Origin of the sequence: Actinoplanes sandaracinus (assembly GCF_030009775.1) — a bacterium.
Lineage (GTDB): Bacteria > Actinomycetota > Actinomycetes > Mycobacteriales > Micromonosporaceae > Actinoplanes > Actinoplanes sandaracinus.
The window spans coordinates 96,518-114,811 of record NZ_JASCTH010000016.1; the positions used below are offsets into that span (position 1 = coordinate 96,518).

General features: G+C 70.3%; 10 protein-coding genes and 1 pseudogene. 5 read left to right on the top strand and 6 right to left on the bottom strand.

The window, feature by feature from the left end; translation table 11 throughout:
* Positions 1 to 5: 5 nt before the first annotated feature.
* The 5 genes and pseudogenes from QLQ12_RS24225 to QLQ12_RS24245 form a co-directional block, all read right to left on the bottom strand.
* A pseudogene (locus tag QLQ12_RS24225) lies at positions 6 to 1,473 on the bottom strand (lipopolysaccharide biosynthesis protein).
* Entirely contained in the window at positions 1,470 to 2,693 is a 1,224-nt protein-coding gene (locus QLQ12_RS24230) for a glycosyltransferase family 4 protein (protein WP_282762717.1), read from the bottom strand. The pseudogene QLQ12_RS24225 and the gene QLQ12_RS24230 overlap by 4 nt, the downstream one beginning before the upstream one ends.
* Positions 2,694 to 2,808: 115 nt before the next feature.
* On the bottom strand, positions 2,809 to 6,573 hold the full coding sequence (locus QLQ12_RS24235) for a DUF4082 domain-containing protein (RefSeq protein WP_282762718.1): 3,765 nt from the start codon (positions 6,571 to 6,573) through the stop codon (positions 2,809 to 2,811).
* A 238-nt stretch (positions 6,574 to 6,811) separates the two neighbouring features.
* Positions 6,812 to 8,194 (bottom strand): O-antigen ligase family protein, encoded by a 1,383-nt coding sequence (locus tag QLQ12_RS24240; RefSeq protein ID WP_282762719.1) that lies wholly within the window; start codon positions 8,192 to 8,194, stop codon positions 6,812 to 6,814.
* The gene (locus tag QLQ12_RS24245) at positions 8,191 to 9,213 is read right to left on the bottom strand and encodes a YveK family protein (RefSeq protein WP_282762720.1); all 1,023 of its coding nucleotides are present in this window, start codon (positions 9,211 to 9,213) and stop codon (positions 8,191 to 8,193) included. Before QLQ12_RS24245 ends, QLQ12_RS24240 begins: the two co-directional genes overlap by 4 nt.
* A 313-nt stretch (positions 9,214 to 9,526) precedes the next feature.
* Between QLQ12_RS24245 and QLQ12_RS24250 the strand changes: the two genes are divergently transcribed.
* The 4 genes from QLQ12_RS24250 to QLQ12_RS24265 all read left to right on the top strand — a co-directional run bounded on the left by QLQ12_RS24250 (position 9,527) and on the right by QLQ12_RS24265 (position 13,675).
* On the top strand, positions 9,527 to 10,594 hold the full coding sequence (locus QLQ12_RS24250; RefSeq protein WP_282762721.1) for a glycosyltransferase: 1,068 nt from the start codon (positions 9,527 to 9,529) through the stop codon (positions 10,592 to 10,594).
* Positions 10,595 to 10,861: 267 nt separating this feature from the next.
* Entirely contained in the window at positions 10,862 to 12,139 is a 1,278-nt protein-coding gene (locus QLQ12_RS24255) for a glycosyltransferase family 4 protein (protein WP_282762722.1), read from the top strand.
* A complete protein-coding gene (locus QLQ12_RS24260; RefSeq protein WP_282762723.1) occupies positions 12,136 to 13,002 on the top strand; it encodes a glycosyltransferase in 867 nt (288 codons plus the stop codon). The genes QLQ12_RS24255 and QLQ12_RS24260 overlap by 4 nt, the downstream gene beginning before the upstream one ends.
* Before the next feature lie 7 nt (positions 13,003 to 13,009).
* Positions 13,010 to 13,675 carry a polysaccharide deacetylase family protein gene (locus tag QLQ12_RS24265; RefSeq protein ID WP_282762724.1) on the top strand — a complete coding sequence of 222 codons (666 nt, stop codon included), beginning with the start codon at positions 13,010 to 13,012 and terminating at the stop codon, positions 13,673 to 13,675.
* A gap of 83 nt (positions 13,676 to 13,758) precedes the next feature.
* On the opposite strand, the gene QLQ12_RS24270 is transcribed toward QLQ12_RS24265, so the two are convergent.
* Positions 13,759 to 14,688 carry a glycosyltransferase family 2 protein gene (locus QLQ12_RS24270; RefSeq protein WP_282762725.1) on the bottom strand — a complete coding sequence of 310 codons (930 nt, stop codon included), beginning with the start codon at positions 14,686 to 14,688 and terminating at the stop codon, positions 13,759 to 13,761.
* Positions 14,689 to 15,057: 369 nt separating this feature from the next.
* On the opposite strand from QLQ12_RS24270, the gene QLQ12_RS24275 reads away from it, so the two are divergent.
* Positions 15,058 to 18,249: a N,N-dimethylformamidase beta subunit family domain-containing protein gene (locus QLQ12_RS24275; RefSeq protein ID WP_282762726.1), complete on the top strand. Its 3,192-nt coding sequence runs from the start codon at positions 15,058 to 15,060 to the stop codon at positions 18,247 to 18,249.
* The last annotated feature ends 45 nt before the right edge of the window (positions 18,250 to 18,294 follow it).

Here is an 18,294-nt window from a genome sequence, read left to right on the forward strand (position 1 = left end):
CTCGCTTAAATCTGATCCGCCATAGCCGGTGAATCCGTAACCGTCGCGGCCGTTCGCAGCTCGCGGAGCACGTGACGCAGGCGATAGCCGAGCAGCGCCACGACGCCCGCGGCGACGGCACCGGAGACCGCCAGCACGACCAGGTCGTGCCAGCCGGTCCGGGTGGCCGCCCACGCGATCCCGGCGACCACCGCCCCACCGAGCACGGCCGGAGCGATCCGGGCCGCCAGCGTGCCCAACGTCACCCCGGTGCGGCGCAGCTCTATCAGATAGAGCGGCATGACCACCACCACCGCGACCGCGAACTGCACCGCGGCGGCGGCCCACAGGCCACCCGCGCGGCTCGCCAGGTAGAGCGATGGCAGCAGCGCCACGAACCAGACCGTCTGCACGACCAGCACCACCCGGGTGTTCGCCAGCACCACGAAGTAGTCGTAGAACAGCTCGAACAGGACCCGCATCGCGGCCAGCAGGCCCAGCCACACCAGCACCGTCGAGGCCGGCTCCCACACGTCGCCGTAGAGGAACCGGATCAGCGGCCCGGACGCGCCGGACAGCAGCAGGCAGGCCGGCAGCGCGATCACCGCGAGCAGCCCCGACGCCGACAGGAACGCCGACCGCAACGCCGGCCGGTCGTGCTGCAGACGGGCCAGCGCGGCCGGCACGACCGCCCGCACCGGTTGCGAGAAGATGGTGATCGGCCAGCTCGCCAGGTTCAACGCGAGCATGTAATAGCCGAGCGCGGTGGGCCCGAGGACCGTACCCACCACGATCCGGTCCACATTGGTGGTCGCGAAGACGATGATGCTCGACCCGGCCAGCGGCAGGCCGAACTTCAGCAGCGCCCGCGCCTTGGCCGGGTTGAAGCCGAACCGCAGGCCCTTCGGGGCGAACACGAAGAACAGGATCCCGCCGGCGACCGCGCCGGACAGCTGGCCGATCGCCAGGCTCATCGCGCCGGCGCCGGACACCGCGAACCCGATCGAGATCAGCGCGCTCGTCCAGTTGCTGACCAGGTCGACTATGGTCCGCTGCTTCTGCATGAAGGCACGCTGCATGAGACCGACCGAGGTGGCCACCAGGCCGCTGACCACCACGGCGAGCGCCAGCACCCGGATGACCGGGATCGAGCTCTCGTCCCCGAGCGCGCGCGAAGGCCGGCGCCCCGAACCAGCAGCCCGCGTAGACCAGCAGGCTCGACAGCGCCGACAGGGTGGCGACGGTGGGGCCGATCTCCTCCGGGTCGTCCGGCCACCGCACGATCGCCAGGCTCACCCCGAGCTCGTTGAAGCTCAGCACGGCGGCCAGCACCACGAGGGCCACCGCGAAGGTGCCGAACTCCTCCGGCCCGAGGATCCGGGCCAGGGCGATGCCGATGACGAGCGTGCTCAGCCGGCTGAGGAGCGTGCCGATGAGGCTCCAGCCCAGCGCCCGCGACGCCTTCTGGAAGAGAGCCGGTTCCTGCTCGCTCATCCGAGGAACCGTCGCACCCGGCGGCGGGCGCTGTCGGAGAGGAGGTCCGCGACCGCCTTGTGGCCGGCCACCCGGGCGCCCTCGCTCAGGCGGCGCGAGGGCCGCACGGGATTGGCGAGCGCACGTTCGTACACCTCGTTGAGGGTTTTCGCGGCAGCCTTGAGGCTGAACCGGTCGAGGATCAACCGCCGTCCCCAGCGACCCCGCTCGGCCCGCAGCGCGGGGTCGTCGACCAGGGTGCGCAGCGCGGCGGCCAGCGGCGCCGCGTCGACGTCGCCCTCACCGATGCCGTAGAAGCCCTCGCGCAGGAAGTGGTCGATGGTGTCGGGTCCGGCGGGCAGGAAGAACCCGCGGATGCCGAGGACCACGAGCGGCTGGGCGAACGCCATCGCCCGCAGCGCGGATCCGCCCATCCCGACCATGAGGTCGGCGCCCGCGTACGCCGGGCGGGGGTCCTCCATGGCGCCCGCCATGACCACCGCGGGCCGGCCCAGGGCCGTGTTGACCCGGTCCGCCTCGGCGGACACGTCGGCGAACGACGGACCGTCACCGACCACCACGAAGCGGACCCGCGGGTCGTCGAGCAGCCCGACGGCGCGGATGGTCCGCAGGATGCCCTCGGCCTTCATGTCCGGCTCCAGCCGGGAGACCACACCGATCATGATCTCGTCGTCGCCGACGCCGTGCCGTGCCCGGAACGCCCGGCCGTCGACCGCCGCCGGGTCGTCGGAATCGGTGTTCACCGGCGGCTCGATGAGCGTGGGCCGGGCCCGGAAGCCGGCCGCCTCGTCGACCAGTTGCTGAGTGCCGACGATGATCTCGCCGTAGCGGGGCATCCACCGGGGAACCCGCATGCCGTAGATCGTGGTCACCACCGGCAGGCCGCGCCGCACGTGCGCGCCGTAGAAGGCGTCCAGCCCGACGGAGAACTCGTAGACGTGCAGGAGGTCCGCCCGGAACTCACGGGCCGCGCGGCCGATCGCCCGGGACAGCGCGGGGCGGGCGGGCATCGTCTTCCCGAGCCGCACCGCCGAGTGCCGCTCGGAGATCAGTGGCAGGCCGGCGGCGCGGACCAGGTCGGCCATCGGGCCGGGCCGGTCGGTGTAGTTGCCGAAGACGGCGACCTCGTGCCCGTAGTCGCGCATGCTGACGGCGAGGTCCAGAGCGTTGAGCTGACTCCCGCCGAGTTCCAGATGATGCAGGCCGACGATCAGTCGCACCTATTCCCCCAGTCGGTCGCGAACCGGCGGACGATCCGCCGCGGTCGATGGTGCCCGGGCGCGGCCGTGGCGCGGACGGTTTGCACCATCCGCGCCACGGCCGGTCACCCGCAGGTCAGTTGGGTGCGAACACCACATCGACCCAGAAGTTGGCGGTCGTCGATGACCCCGGCATCACTCCACCCGTCCCGTAACGGTAGGTGGCTCCGTTCGCCGGCACCGTCAGCTGCGAGACTGTTCGAGGGTTGGCCAGGCCACCCCCGGTCACCGCGTAATGCCCGGCCGTCATGTGGTAGGAAACCACATATTGATGGCCGGCGCTGACCGCCACCGGTTGCGAGAAGTACGCCGTCTGCCAGCCCGTCGCGGTCTCGTTCTGGAAGGTGACGGTCGCCATCTCGATGCCGCCGGGCGACCAGAGCGTGCCGGTGTGCGTGCCGGTGTTGCCCGGACCCTTGTAGAACCGCACGCCGTGGACCTTGCCGTTCACCGACGGGATCACCTTCATGCCCACTTCGAGGGCGTCGGGGTCGTCCCAGCTCGCGGTGGCGGGGGTGTCCGCGTCGGTGAAGACGCCGTAGGTGCTCGGCGCGCTCGTGCTGGCCGACGGTGACGGCGACGCGCTGGCGCTGGCGCTCGGCGAGGGCGACGCCGAGGACGCGCTCGGCGACGGCGATGGGGTGCCGTGCCCCTCGGAGACGAACAGCGGATCGACCCAGTAGTTCGCCGAGTTGTACGACTGCTGCGGGAACTCGCTGTCGCCGTACCGGAAGACGCCGTTGTTGCCACCCTGAGCCTTCAGCGGCCCCCGGCTGATGTCCGAGGCGAAGTACCCGCTGTCGAACGCGTAGTTGCCGTTCGGAGCGAAGTACGAGGCCACGTACGTGGTCCCGGCGGTGATCGCGGCGGGCTGGGCGAAGTACGCGGTCCGCCACCCGTTCTCGGTCGAACTGGGCACGATCGCCGAGTCGACCTTCGAGCCGTTCGCGTTCCACAGGCTCACCTGGTGCGTCCCCGAGTTGCCCGGTCCCTGATAGAACCGGACCCCGACCAGCTCACCGTCGGTGGTCGCCTGGAACTTGACGCCCAGTTCGACTTTCGCCGAGTCGGTCTGCGACACCGTGGTGGGCACCGCGTCACTGGGGAACAGGGAGTGGACCGTGCCGTCGACGGCGGTGAAGAACGACCACGACGTGCCGCCGGAGCGGTCCTCCGTGTCCTTGCCGGACACCTCGGCGGTGTACGACGTCGACGCGTCCAGCGGCTGTGCCGGGGTGAAGGTCACCTTCTTCTCGACGCTGTCGTACGCCGTGGTGCCGGTGACCGCGCCGCCGCTCTGCTTGGTGAGCGTGAACTGGACCGACGTCGCCTTCAGCGCCTTGGAGAAGGCCGCCGAGACGGTGGTGGCGGTCGGCACCGCGCCGGCGCCGTCGACCGGGGTCGTGCTGGTCACCACGGGCGGCAGCTCGCTGCTGACCACGAACTCGACGTCGACGTAGTAGTTGCCGGCGTTGAACGACTCGTTCGGGAACCCGCCGCCGTTGGCGTACTTGAACAGGCCGTTGCCGGCGCCGGTCACCGAACGCGACCCGGTGAGCGGGCCGTTGGTCCAGTCCCGGGTGAACCAGTAGCTGTCGGCGGCGTAGTTGCCGCTCGGGGCGTAGTAGGAGGCGACGTAGGTCGTACCCTCCTCGACCTTGACCGGTGAGGAGAAGGTGAGCGTCTGCCAGCCGGACGCCGACTCGTTCTGGAAGGTCCCGGTCCGGAGCCGCTGGCCGGTGGTGGTCCAGAGCGACCCGGTGTGCGAGCCGGTGTTGCCCTCGCCCTTGTAGAACCGGATGCCGGTGATGTAGCCGTCGACCGCGGGCTGGAAACGCACGCCCAGCTCGACCGGGCTGCCGTCGGCGACCGCGGGGGTCGCCGGCACCCGGTTGCCGAACATGGTGTTCGGCCCGGTCAGCTTGAACTCGGCCGTCGCCGGCGACGCACCGAGGTTGGCGCTGTCGTCGGCGGCCCGGACCTGCACCGTCTGGGTGTTCAGGCCGGCCGCGAAGAACTTGTAGGACCAGTTCGTGGTGCCGGTGGCGGCATGCCAGGTCGCACCGTTGTCGATGGAGACCTCGACCCCGGCGACCCGGCCGCCGACGTCGGCCGCGGTGCCCGTCAGCGTCACCGTGGCGCCCCGGGCGAACGAGGCGCCGGAGGCCGGCGACGTGATGGTCACGGTCGGCGCGGTGTCGTCGGTGGAGGCGGTGGCCGCGTGCAGCTCGCTCATCAGGGTGCCCGGCTGCACGCCCATGTCGGCGAAGAGATTCACCACGGACTGCTGCATCCGCTTGTCGGTCGGGGTGGGCTGGCCGTCGTGCACCTCGTCCAGGCCCCAGGTGTACTGGATCGAGCCGGCGCTGAAGACGAGCGCGCCGCTGCCGGCCCGGTAGAGCGTCAGGTGGTGGCTGGTCTTGCCCGGGCCGACCTTGTTGCCCCAGCCGTCCTGCACGAGCTGCGGGACGTCACCGGTGGTGGTCGATAGCCGGACCAGGCCCTCGGGCCGGAACCCGTTGTCGACGTCCTCGTCGGATTCGTAACCGACGGTGTGCGGCGCGAGAGCGACCGACTGGCCGGCCGGGATGTCGTCCAGGTCGGTGTGCCGCCAGAGCCGGTACTTGCCCTCATCGGACTTGACGGTGACCGGCAGGTCACCGTCGTTGACCATGTACTGGGTGCCCATCAGCTCGTTCTCCGGCCGGCCACCGTCGGACGGCGGGCTGAACCGCGGGTCACGCCAGGTTCCGGTCCACTCGGCCGCCGGGTCGAGCTTGGAGTTGGCCCAGGTCTCCTTGTATGTCACCACGGTCCGGTGGTCGGTGTTCGTCCCGTCCTTGCTGGGCTCGTAACGGGTCTTCCAGTACACCGAGTTGCCGCTGAAGAAGGCCAGGTGCGTGCCCGCGTCGCGGGCCGCCTCGACGTTGTCGCGCTGCTTCTTCGACCAGTACTCGTCGTGACCGACGGAGAGGAAGACGTTGTGGTTCTTGATGAGCTGGCCGCGGCGGTCGCTGTCGACGTTGGTGGTGTAGCTGACGTCGTACCCGTTGCGCTCCAGGAACCGGATCATCGGGTATTCCGCGCCGAACAGGAAGTCACGCCGCTCGACGCTGCCCCGGTCCGCGAACGGCCGGTTGTAGCTCAGCTTGTACGCCCGGCCGTTGGGCCCACCGGCGTAGAAGTTCGAGCCGCCGTACAGGTTGTAGGCCTGCCAGGTCGCGTCGGAGGTCTGATAGAAGACGTCGGAGGTGCTGGCGTCCTGCCGCACAACGAAGGTGATGTGGCTGGAGCCGTCGGTGTCGTCACGGAACAGGCGGGCGATGTACACGCCGGACACGGCGTCGGCGGGCGGGGTCCACGAGGCGGACACGTCCCAGTTGCCGCAGTCGTAGAGCTGGGTCGCCGGCTCGGTGATGCACGCGCGCTGCGGCTGCGGGGCGGCGACCGGCGCCACGCTGGCGATCAGGCGCGCGCCGTCACCGTCGTAGTACCCGAGGCGGTAGATGTCGATCTCGTAAGCGGAAGCGTCCGTCTTGATTTTGAAGTCGACCCGCTGACCGGCGTTCACACTGATGTCGGTCGCGAAACCCTGCAGGCTGGGGTCGCCGGCGCCGTCGATGTCCCAGACCGACTTCGGCGTGCCGTCCTTGCTGTTCTCGCAGACGATCGGGTTGTTGCCCGGGTTGCACGGGTCGGCCCAGGCCGCGGCCGGCACCACCATGACGCCACCGGCGGCCACGGTCACGACACCGGCCGCCACCGCCAGCGTGCGCCGCTTCGACCATGGTTTCAGGTAGCGCGCTGTATAGGCCACGTACAGCGCCTTCCACTTGCTCAAGACGTCTGCTCCCTCTGGACGATGTGCGGCCGGTAAATGTCCATCTGGCCCGCTCAGCTCGATTTCAGCGGGAGCGTAGCTCTGGGTGTCCACCGGGCGTACCGCAACTTCGGCCGATAAATTCGTACGACCGGCCAGGTCGGACGACCCGTCGGCTGCCTCGTGACAAAGGTCGGCCGACCGGCCGAGCGACTCGGCTGATCTTGGAACGGCACCTATGGTAATAAGTTCCCGCTTATCAGGTGCGGCGGGTGGTGGCTGTTCTCACGGTCCGGGCCGGATGGGTGAACCTCCACACCGTCCCGCACATGCCGATGAACAGAGCGAGCGTGATGGCGAAGGTCGTGTAGTACAGCGAGTCGAACGTCCCGCCGACCACGACCGCCACCGCCTGCGCCGAGATCAGCGCCACACACAGATGCCGGTCCTGCTCACGCGTGGAACGGCGCAGCGCGATGACCGCCAGGGTCACGGCCGCGATGTGCAGCACCAGGAGCGCGAGCACGCCGATGATCCCGCCCGTCACCAGGGTGTAGAGCCACTGGTTGTCCAGGATCGTGTCGCGCACCGGGTCGGCCAGCAGGGTCCGCGGCCCGCGCCCCAGCCAGGGACGCTGCTCGTAGAAGTGCCCGACCAGGTCGTAGTCGTTGGTGCGCCCCTCGATGCTCGGGTCCACCCCGACGTTGAGGAACATCGCCTTGAGGGTGCCCAGCACGCCGGGTTTGGCGATGGTGATCGCCGCCACCGCGGCGACGCCGAGGTACATGAAGGTGTAGCGCAGCCGCCAGGACCAGATCGGCACCATGATGACCAGCGCGAGCGCGAGCGCCACGATGCCGGTCCGGGAGATCGACATCGGGTTGGAGACGGCCAGCAGGAAGCCGCACAGCGCGGCGAACCGGCGCTGGAACTTCGTCTCCGCGAAGCGGGCCACATGGATGGCGAACGGCACCATCATGGCGACCACGGCGCTGAACTCGATGTAGTGCGTGGTGGTGCCTGCGATCCGGAACTGGCCCTCGTCACCGCGGGTGCCGAAGCCGACCAGCCCGCCCTTGACCTCCAGGCCGGGAATGACGAAGTACTCCGAGACGTCGATCTTCAACGTCGCCTGGAGGATGCCGACCACCGCCATGAAGCCGGCGCTGTACACCATGATCCGGAGGAGCCGGTTGAGCCGGTCCCAGTTCTGGATGCCGTCCGCGACGATCAGCGCCGCCCCGAGGAACTCGAAGAGCTGGAGCATCGCGAAGTTCTGCGCGTTCGACTCCTGGGTGGGGAGGCCGCGCAACAGTCCGGCGATGTAGGACAGCAGGTTCGCTATGAGGTAGAGGCCGAGGAACCATCGGATCGGCTGCGGCCCGACCAGGAGCAGCCTGGGGCTGAGCCGGGCCAGGCACCACCACGCGAACATCAGCAGGGCGAGCAGCAGCGCCGGCCGGCCCGCGTAGGTCAGGTTGGGGACGATCAGGGTGCCCGGCAGGACGTACAGCAGCACCACGGCGATCGAGACCAGCGTGACGACGTCGATCGTCGCCTTGTACCGCCGCGAGCTGTAGACGTTCTGGTCGAGCAGGGACGGTTCTAGGTCGACCGGGTGTGAGACGGCCGCCGAACTCAACGCCGTTCGGCCTTCTCGTCTCGCTTCCAGCCCCACGGCGGCAGAACGATCGTGGCGTCGGCCGGAGCCTGCTCGAGACGCGGGTCCGGCTCGGCCGAGCCGGACTGCTTCGACCGGTACGTGCCGTCGGAACCCCGTCGCTGCGCGGGCGCCCCGCTGCCGTTGGGGCCGGCCGGCCGCTGCGGCTGCTGGACCGGCTGCTGGGCGGGCGCCCCGCTGTTGCCGGCCGGGCGCTGCGGCTGCTGCTCGACCGGCTTGTTCGGACCGTTCTGAACCGGGACCGCCTGCTGGCGTGCCTGGCCGACCGGCTGGGTCTTCTCGAAGTTGGACGGCACCGGCACGGAACCGCCGCGACCGTCCGGATGGGCCGAGCCGACAACCGACGAGGCAGCCGGGTCGTCGTCGTTGCGACGACGGCCACGCCACCGGATCAGAGCGTCGATGCCGATCGTGAAGCCGGCCGTCAGCAGCAGGCCGAGACCCGCCGCGACCACCATCACTCGCATGATCTTGGAGCTTTTCTCCTCGACCTCGCTGCCGTCGTCGAGCGAGAGCGTGGTGATGACCTCGGTATCGGCCACCCGCAGCGTCGACTGACGCTGCTCGACGGCCTCGGCGATGGCCTTCTGCACGTACTGCACGGTGGCGGTGGCCTGCTCGGGCGACTCACCGACGACCTCGATGGCGAACAGCGGCACCTGGTCGATCGTGACGGTGATGTTGTCGCTGAGGCCCTGCTTGACCATCTTCTCCAGCACCGACTTCTTGGTCACGTCGATCACCGTGGCGTTGGCCATGGCCTCGTAACCCAGGTCGAACCAGGGGTTGTCGATCGGGTTCTTCTCGCCGTCCTTGGCGACCGTGCCGACCGGCGGGATGAACTGGATGTGCCCGGTGGCGCTGTAGTCCGGCTTGACCGTCACCGCCGCGACCCCGACCGCCGCGATGGTCACCAGAAGCATCGGGAGTGAGAAGTACCAACGCCGGAACAGCAGTTTGGTCATGTCCCAGAGGTCCACACGTTCCCCTTGCCCTTACCGATGCTTGTAGCTGGAGTTGGTCGACCCTCGACGGTCGACCAGCGGGTAGAACCTAGTGGTAGCTGCCCGGACGGCGCCAGTGTCCCCCATGAGTACGGGGTTCTGACAACTGAAGATTAACGTCACACCGGCGTGACCGTATCGATACTAAGGTATCTCCGGCCGCGGAACGGGTCGGCAACCGGACGCGCTCACCGGTACGAACGGTGGTTGCCATGCTCCATTCGTACCGGAAGGGTGGCGGGGCGGCCGCATCCGGCCAATGCCAACAATCACGTGGAGTTCCACTGTCATGACTAATGCGATCGTCCGCCCTGTCCGCGCAGCCCTCCGGCGTGCCGCTGACCTTCGTGACCTGCGGCGGCACACTCCCGCCGAGGTCAGATACGACGCGGCCGCATCGGGCACGGGCACCATCCACTACCTGTGCCCCGACGCGGACAAGCCGTCCGGCGGCATCCGGGTCATCTATCGCCACGTGGATCTGCTCAACGCCGCCGGGCTGAGCGCGGTCGTGCTGCACGAGCGGCCCGGCTTCCGGGTCGGCTGGTTCCACAACGACACCCGAGTGCTCGCCACCCGCGACGTGACGCTGGGGCGCGACGATCTGCTGGTGGTGCCGGAGATCTACGGACCGGGGCTCGGCGTGCTCCCGGCCGGCTGCCGGAAGGTCGTGTTCAACCAAAACGCCTATCAGACCTTCTCCCTGGTGCCGTTCGCGACGACGGCGGCGGGCGCGCCGTACGCCTCGGTGCCCGGCATCGAGGCGCATCTCACCGTCTCGCAGGACAACGCGGCCCTGCTCCGGCACGCGTTCGGGCAGGTACCGGTGCACGTCGCCCGGGTGGTCGTGGACGAGCGGGTGTTCCATCCGGGCGGCACGCCGGCCGGCCGGCGCATCGGTTACATGCCGCGACGTCGCGCCGAGGAACAGGAGCAGCTACTGCACATCCTGCGCGCCCGGGGCGTTCTGGACGGCTGGGAGCTGGTGTCGATCGACGGGCTGACCGAGGCCGGGACCGCGGAGGCGCTGCGCGGCTGCGCGGTGTTCCTCAGTTTCAGCGAGCGGGAGGGCTTCGGCCTGCCGCCGGCCGAGGCGATGGCGAGCGGCGCCTATGTGGTGGGTTTCACCGGCCTGGGTGGCCGCGACTTCTTCGACCCCGCGTACTGTGCCCCGATCGCCGAGGCCGACCTGCTGGCCTTCGCCGTCGCGGTCGAGGACGCTCTGCGGCGGTACGAGGAGGATCCCGGCACGCTTGCCGCGGCGGGGCTGGCCGCGTCGAAGCAGATCCTGGCGCACTACCACGAGGACGGGCTCCGGGCCGATCTGCTCGCCTTCTACGGCAGCCTGCGCCGGTAGTGCTCGCTGAGACTTCTGTCTCTGATGCGACATGCGCACGTCGCGGCAGCGAGAACGTGCATACTGGTCGATATCTACTGTGCATTCGGGGGCATTCAGAGCGGATCAGATAAGGCGTCCTAAACGGGCATTGCTCTGAAAGTGGATCAAGATGGCCGTCAAAGTGAAATGGACGACACGATTCCGCCCGGATAGCCACTGGCCGCTGTGGAGCGGATCCAGCACTGTTTCTCCCGAGTCGAACGACCCAGGGGGACAGACGAGACGATGGCAGGAAATCCGCACGTCACCATTCTCATCGCCAACTTGCCGGCGGAACGCGATCGCCGCGTCATCCGGGAGTGCCTGACGCTGGAGGAGAAGGGCTTCGACGTCACGGTCATCGCGCCGCGAGGCGACAAGAGCCTGAAGGTCCTTCCCGGCAGCCGCAACACGCGCCTCAAGCCGTACCCGGTCAAGGTGTACGGCAGTGGCCTGCTCACCTTCGCTGTGGAATTCGGCTGGTCCTTCCTCTGCATCGCGGTCCGGCTGATCGGCGAGGTGCTGGCCGGCCGGGCCCACGCCGTCCAGGTCTGCAACCCGCCGGACGTGTACTGGCCGCTCGCGCTGCTGCTGCGCGCGATCGGCCGGCCGTGGGTGTTCGACCACCACGACCTGTGCCCGGAGGTCTACATCTCCCGGGGCGACGGCACGCCCAACAAGTGGGTGCTGCGCACGCTGAACGCCCTGGAGTGGCTGACCCTGCGCACTGCCACCGAGGTGGTCGCCACTAACCAGTCCTTCAAGGACAACGCGGTCCGTAAAGGGGTTCACCCGGACAAAGTGACCGTGGTCCGTAACGGCCCGTCGCTCAAGGAGATCGCGGTCGACGGCGATCCGCAGGAGCCGGCCTCGCCGGACGGCCTGCACCGGGTCGTCTACCTCGGCGTCTTCGGACCGCAGGACAACGTCGAGGGCGTGGTCCTGGCCGCCGACGAGCTGATCCGCCGGCGCGGCCGGGACGGCTGGCGCGTGGTCCTCGCCGGTGACGGCGAGAGCATGCCGTCGGTCCGTGCCCTGATCGCCGAGAAGGGCCTTTCGGACGTGGTCGAGCTCACCGGCTGGCTCAACGGCGAGCAGGTCGACGAGGTGCTGCGCTCGGCCACCGTCGCCATCCAGCCGGACCTGCCGACCCGGATGAACCAGCTCTCCACGATGGCGAAGACCGTCGAATACGTCGGCCGGGGCCTGCCGGTGGTCGCCGCCGACGGCATCGAGACCCGCCGCACCCTGGGCGACGCCGGCGCGTACGTGGCGAACGGCACGCCGGAGGAGTTCGCCACGGTGATCGACGAACTGCTCGACGACCCGGAACGGCGGCAGGAGATGCGCAAGCTGGGCCGCGACCGGTTCCTCAGCATGCTCTCCTGGGAGCACCAGGCCGGCCCGTACGCCGCCGTGTTCCAGCGGCTGCTGGCCAAGCGCCTGCCCGCGCCGGGCGGCACGCCGGCCCCGCGTATCCCGCGCCAGCGCACCAGCTCCGACACCCGGGTGGACCAGCCGTGACCAGCATCGTGATCGCGGCCCACAACGAGGCCGCCGTCATCGGCCGCTGCCTGGACGCCCTGCTCGCCGACGCGGCGCCCGGCGAGCTCGACGTGACGGTCGTCGCCAACGGGTGCACCGACGACACCGCGACGGTGGCCGCGACCCGTCCGGGCGTGCGCGTGCTGGATCTGCCGCAGCCCGGCAAGGCCGGCGCGCTGAACGCCGGTGACGCGGCCGCCCAGGGTTTCCCCCGGATCTACCTGGACGCCGACATCGTGCTGAGCACCGCGGCGGTCCGGGCCCTGACCGAGGTACTCGAGGCCGGGGCGCCGTCGGCGACGGTCGGCCGCGAACTGGACCTGACCGGGCGCCCGCTGCTCGTCAAGGCGTACTTCGCGATCCACGGCCGGTTGCCGGTGATGCGGGACGGGCTGTTCGGACGGGGCGTGGTGGCGCTGTCGAAGGAGGGCCGGTCCCGGTTCGACCGCTTCCCCGAGTTGGTCGCCGACGACCTGTACCTCGACTCGCAGTTCGGCCGCGAGGAGAAGAAGCACGTCAACGCGTACTCCGCCCGGGTCGCCACCCCGCGGCGCACCGGTGATCTGATCCGCCGCCTGGTCCGGGTCCGCGGCGGCAACGCCGCCATGCGGGCGGCGGCGGCGCGCGGCGAGATCACCGTCGGAGTCCGCCCGGCCGCCCGCAGCTCCTGGCTGCGCGACGTGGTGCTCCCCCGGCCGTGGCTGGCGCCCGCGGCGGTCTGCTACGTCGGCATCACGGTGTGGGCGGCGCTGGCCGCCAAGCGGGCCGGCGACGGCGGCGCGGCATGGGGACGCGACGAGTCATCCCGGATCGCCGACGGCGAATCCGCGGCACGGCGATAAGGAAGTCATGAGCGACGACGTCATCAACATCTGCTTCCACGGCATCGGGACGCCGCAACGCGACCTGGAACTGGGCGAGGACCGGTACTGGATCAGCGTGGAGCTGTTCCACGCGGTCCTCGACGAGGTCCGCACCTGGCCCTCGGTCCGGATCAGCTTCGACGACGGCAACGCGTCGGACCTCGAGATCGGCCTGCCGGCCTTGCAGGAGCGCGGCCTGACGGCCGACTTCTTCGTGATCGCCGCCCGCTTCGGCAAGCCGGGCAGCCTGAGCGAGGACGACGTCCGCAGACTGCACGGCGCGGGCATGACCATCGGTACGCACGGGATGTGGCACCGCCCGTGGCGCGGCATGGACGCCGAGACCAGCACCGAGGAACTGGCGACCGCCCGGGACCGGATCGCCGGGGTGGTCGGTGTGCCGGTGGACCAGGCGGCCTGCCCACTCGGCCGGTACGACCGTGAGCTGCTCGGCAAGATGCGCAAGCTCGGTTACCGGCGGGTCTTCACCAGCGACCGGCGACGGGCGCAGGCCGGGAGCTGGCTGCAGCCGCGGTACAGCCTCCGCCGCGAGGACACGGTGGACGGCCTGCGCGCCGAGGCCCTGGTGGGCCCCGGCGCACTGACCCGCCTCAAGCTGGAGGCGGTCGGAGTCGTCAAGCGGCTGCGCTGAGCAGCGCCTGTTCCGGGAGGGGCGGTCCGGCCATCCCTCCCGGAACAGGCGCCGGTCAGCGGCCTTCTACCAACTGGCGCCGGCTAGCGGGCCGTGGCGCGGGCGGCGTCACGCTGGACCGTGTGCGGGCCCGGCGCCTCCCGCAACCGGGCCGGGCTGACCAGCGCCCGCACCGCCAGCTTGCTCGGCGCCTTGCCGAGCACCGCACGGCTGCCCTCGCGCAGCAGCAACGCGGCCCAGAACGCGGCACCGAGCACCGGGTTGTGCCGGCGGCCGTACAGACGGACCTTGTTCAGCGTCAGCAGCGTCCACAGAGCCGGCGACACCTTGGAGTCGCCCTCCAGGTGCACCGCCTTGGCGGCCGGTGTGAACCGGGTGGCCAGCCCGGCGTCCCGGGCCCGCAACGCGAAGTCGGTCTCCTCCGAGTAGAGGAAGAACGACTCGTCCCAGGCCCCGATCCGGTCCCAGCACTCGGCGCTGATCAGGACCGTCGAGCCCTCGGCCCAGTCGGTGACCGTCTCGGCCGTGTAGAGCCGCTCGTCGGTCACCAACTCACCGAACGCCGGGTACCGGCCGGCCCGGACGGCGCCCATCAGCGCGTCACCGAGGACCCTCCGGACCGACGGCTCGCGGCGCATTGTGTGGATGAGCTCGCCGTCGCCGTCCTCCAGCAACGGCACCGCGATGCCGGTTCCCTCGGTGCGCAGCACGCCGAGCAGCGTGCGGACGCAACCGGGCGTCAGCCGCACGTCCGGGTTGAGCACCAGGAGCGCGGTGAACGGGCCGGCCTTGGCGACGGCCGCGTTGATGCCCGCGGCATATCCGGCGTTGCGCCCCATCTCGACCACGGTGGCGCCCGGAGCGAGCCGCCGCACGGCACCCACCGAATCGTCCACGGAGGCGTTGTCCGCGACGGTCAGATGCCAGTCGACGCCGTCCAGGCCCGGGCCCAGCGAAGCGATGAGGTCAGGTAGCAATCGTTCGCTGTTGTACGTGACCACAACGACCGCCACGGTATCGGGCGTTCTGTCCAACTTGTCCTCCCCTGGTTACACGGACGGGATCATCCTGCCGTCTGCACCGAACCGCCGGTACGGCCGGTCGGCCAACCCGAGTGTCGGAAACCGGCACCCCCGTACGGCCCGGCGGCGCCCGCATATCCGAAAGGACGGCCAGGTCCGGCCGTTCGTCGGCCGGGTGGATCAAGTCGGTCCCAGACCTCATCCGCCGACAGGATCGAATGACCCATCAGGGCCTTCGAGTGTCAGCGGGTCGATAGCTATCGTCGTGCTCCTATCTGAGGATCCTTCCAGCTCTGCCGGGCCGGACCGGCGTTGACGACGGCCGTGACGCCGGGGGCGCGCGGCGGGGAGGCGTGTCCCTTGCGAGACTTCAAGTCCATACGCCAGCGATCGCTGCTGGTTCTCATACTCGTCGCGGCGGCGCTGTTCGTGCCGGCCGCGTCACCGGCCGCGGCCGCGGACCCGTGCGCGCCGGTGGTCAACCCGGTCGCCTGCGAGAACACCAAGGCCGGCACACCGAAGTCCACATGGGACGTCTCCGGAGCGGGCAGCGCGGCGCTGCAGGGCTTCACCACCCAGATGAGCGCCAACGTCGGCGAGACGGTCCACTTCAAGGTCAAGTCGACCGCCGCGTCGTACCGGCTGGACATCTACCGGATGGGCTACTACGGCGGCAACGGCGCGCGGCTGATCACCACGGTCAACCCGGTCGGGCGGCAGACCCAGCCAGACTGCGTCTCCAACTCCTCGACCGGCCTGGTCGACTGTGGCAACTGGGCGGTCTCGGCGTCCTGGCCGGTGCCGGCGACCGCGGTGTCCGGCATCTACTTCGCGCGCCTGGTGCGCACCGACGGCACCAGCGGCGCGAGTCACGTCGTGTTCGTCGTGCGGGACGACTCCAGCCGGTCCGACCTGGTCTTCCAGACCTCCGACACGACCTGGCAGGCGTACAACTCGTACGGCGGCAACAGCTTCTACACCGGATCGCCGGCCGGCCGTGCCTACAAGGTCAGCTACAACCGGCCGCTGACCACCCGCGGCACCGGCGCCGAGGACGCGGTCTTCAACGCCGAGTACCCGATGGTGCGGTTCCTGGAGTCCAACGGGTACGACGTCAGCTACATCTCCGGCGTCGACACCGACCAGCGTGGCTCACTGCTGCGCAACCACAAGGCATTCCTCTCCGTCGGCCACGACGAGTACTGGTCCGGCGCCCAGCGGGCCAACGTCGAGGCCGCCCGGGACGCCGGCGTTCATCTGGCCTTCTTCAGCGGCAACGAGGTGTTCTGGAAGACCCGCTGGGAGACCGCCGTGGACGGTTCGGGAACGCCGTACCGGACGCTGGTCTGTTACAAGGAGACCCACGCGAACGCGACCATCGACCCCAGCCCCACCGAGTGGACCGGCACCTGGCGTGACCCGCGGTTCAGCCCGCCGAAGAACGGCGGACGGCCGGAGAACGGCCTCACCGGCACCGCCTTCGAGGTCAACTCGGGGACGGTGAACCTGCGGGTCCCGGCCGCCGACGGCAAGATGAGGCTGTGGCGCGGCACCACGGTCGCGAGCCAGGCGGCGGACGCCACCGCCACCCTCGGCACCGGCACGGTCGGGTACGAGTGGGACGAGGACCTGGTCAACGCGGCCCGCCCGCAGGGCCTGATCCGGCTCTCCACCACCGAGGCCAGCGGGGTCGAGATCCTGACCGACCACGGCTCCTCGTACACCAGCGGCAGCGCCACCCACCACCTGACGCTGTACCGGGCCGCCAGCGGAGCGCTGGTCTTCGGCGCCGGCACCGTGCAGTGGTCGTGGGGCCTGGACAGCAACCACGATCGCGGATCCGGCGCGGCCAGCACCCCGATGCGCCAGGCCACCGTGAACCTCTTCGCCGACATGGGCGCCCAGCCGGCCACCATCGCTTCCGGGCTGACCGTCGCGACCGCGTCCACCGACACCACCGCGCCGACCGCGGTCATCACCGCCCCGGCGGCGGGCACGACGGTGTCGGCCGGCTCCCGGGTCACCGTCTCCGGCACCGCCTCCGACGTCGGCGGCGTGGTCGGCGGCGTCGAGGTGTCCACCGACGGCGGCACGTCCTGGAAACCGGCGACCGGGCGTGGCGCCTGGACGTACAGCTTCACCCCGACCGGCTCCGGCGCGGTCGAGATCCGGGCCCGCGCGATCGACGACAGCGCGCGGATCGGCACGGCCGCCACCCGGTCGATCACGGTGGGCCAACGGGTCTGCCCGTGCAGCCTGTGGACCCCGGAGGACGTGCCCGCCGTGCCGAGCGACCCGGACGGGACGGCCACCGAGGTCGGCGTGAAGTTCCGAGCCGACGTGGCCGGCAAGGTCACCGCGATCCGCTTCTACAAGGGCCCCAACAACGGTGGCACGCACGTCGGCAGACTGTGGTCCTCGACCGGGACGCAGCTGGCCACCGTGACCTTCACCGGCGAGTCCGCGACCGGCTGGCAGCAGGCCACCTTCGCCACTCCGGTGACGCTGACCCCGGGCGCCACCTACGTCGCGTCCTACTACGCGCCGAACGGCCGGTACGCCGGTGACGTCGGGTACTTCGCCGACAGCGGCGTGGACAGCGGACCCCTGCACGCGCTGCGTGACGGCCTCGACGGCGCCAACGGGGTCTACCGCTTCGGCGCCGGTTTCCCGACCCTGTCGTGGGAGTCCGCGAACTACTGGGTCGACGTGGTGTTCACCCCGAACGACACCGCACCGGACACCACCGCGCCGACTGTGAGCGCCCGCACGCCGGCGTCCGGAGCGACCGGTGTCGCGGCCGGCGCCACGGTGTCCGCGACGTTCAGTGAGGCGGTCAGCGCCGCTGCCGTCACCCTGACCGGCCCGTCCGGCGCCGTCGCGGGCGCGGTCGCCTACCACGCCGGCACGTCGACCGCGACCTTCACCCCGTCGGCCGCCCTGGCCGCGTCCACCACCTACACCGCCACGGTCAGCGGGGCCCGCGACGCCGCCGGCAACACCATGACCGCGACCTCGTGGACCTTCACCACGGCGTCCGCGCCCACCGGGCCGGACTGCCCGTGCTCGGTCTGGCCGGCCTCGGCGACGCCCGGCACCCCCAGCGACTCGGAGACCGCCGCGGTGGAGGTCGGCATGAAGTTCCGCTCCGATCTCGCCGGCCGGATCACCGGTGTGCGGTTCTACAAGGGCGCGGCCAACACCGGCACGCACACCGGCTCGCTCTGGTCCTCGACCGGAACGCGGCTCGCCACCGTGACCTTCACCGGCGAGACCGCCAGCGGCTGGCAGCAGGCGACCTTCTCCACGCCGGTCGCCGTCACCGCCGGAACCACCTACGTCGTGTCCTACTACGCGCCGGCCGGGCGGTACGCGTTCGACGGCGGCTTCTTCGCCACGACCGGGGTCGACAACGGCCCGCTGCACGCGCTGCGCAACGGCGTGGACGGCGCCAACGGCGTCTACCGGTACGGCGCCGGTGGCGGCTTCCCCACCAACAGCTGGGAGTCCGGCAACTACTGGGTGGACGTCGTGTTCACTCCGGGCAACTGATGGAGCACAACTTGTTCATATCAAAGATACGGCCGTACCTCCTGG

Excerpts from the sequence above, each read along its gene's own strand:
- QLQ12_RS24250 (WP_282762721.1), top strand. The coding sequence starts at position 9,527 with ATGACTAATGCGATCGTCCGCCCTGTCCGCGCAGCCCTCCGGCGTGCC.
- QLQ12_RS24265 (WP_282762724.1), top strand. The coding sequence starts at position 13,010 with ATGAGCGACGACGTCATCAACATCTGCTTCCACGGCATCGGGACGCCG.
- QLQ12_RS24255 (WP_282762722.1), top strand. The coding sequence starts at position 10,862 with ATGGCAGGAAATCCGCACGTCACCATTCTCATCGCCAACTTGCCGGCG.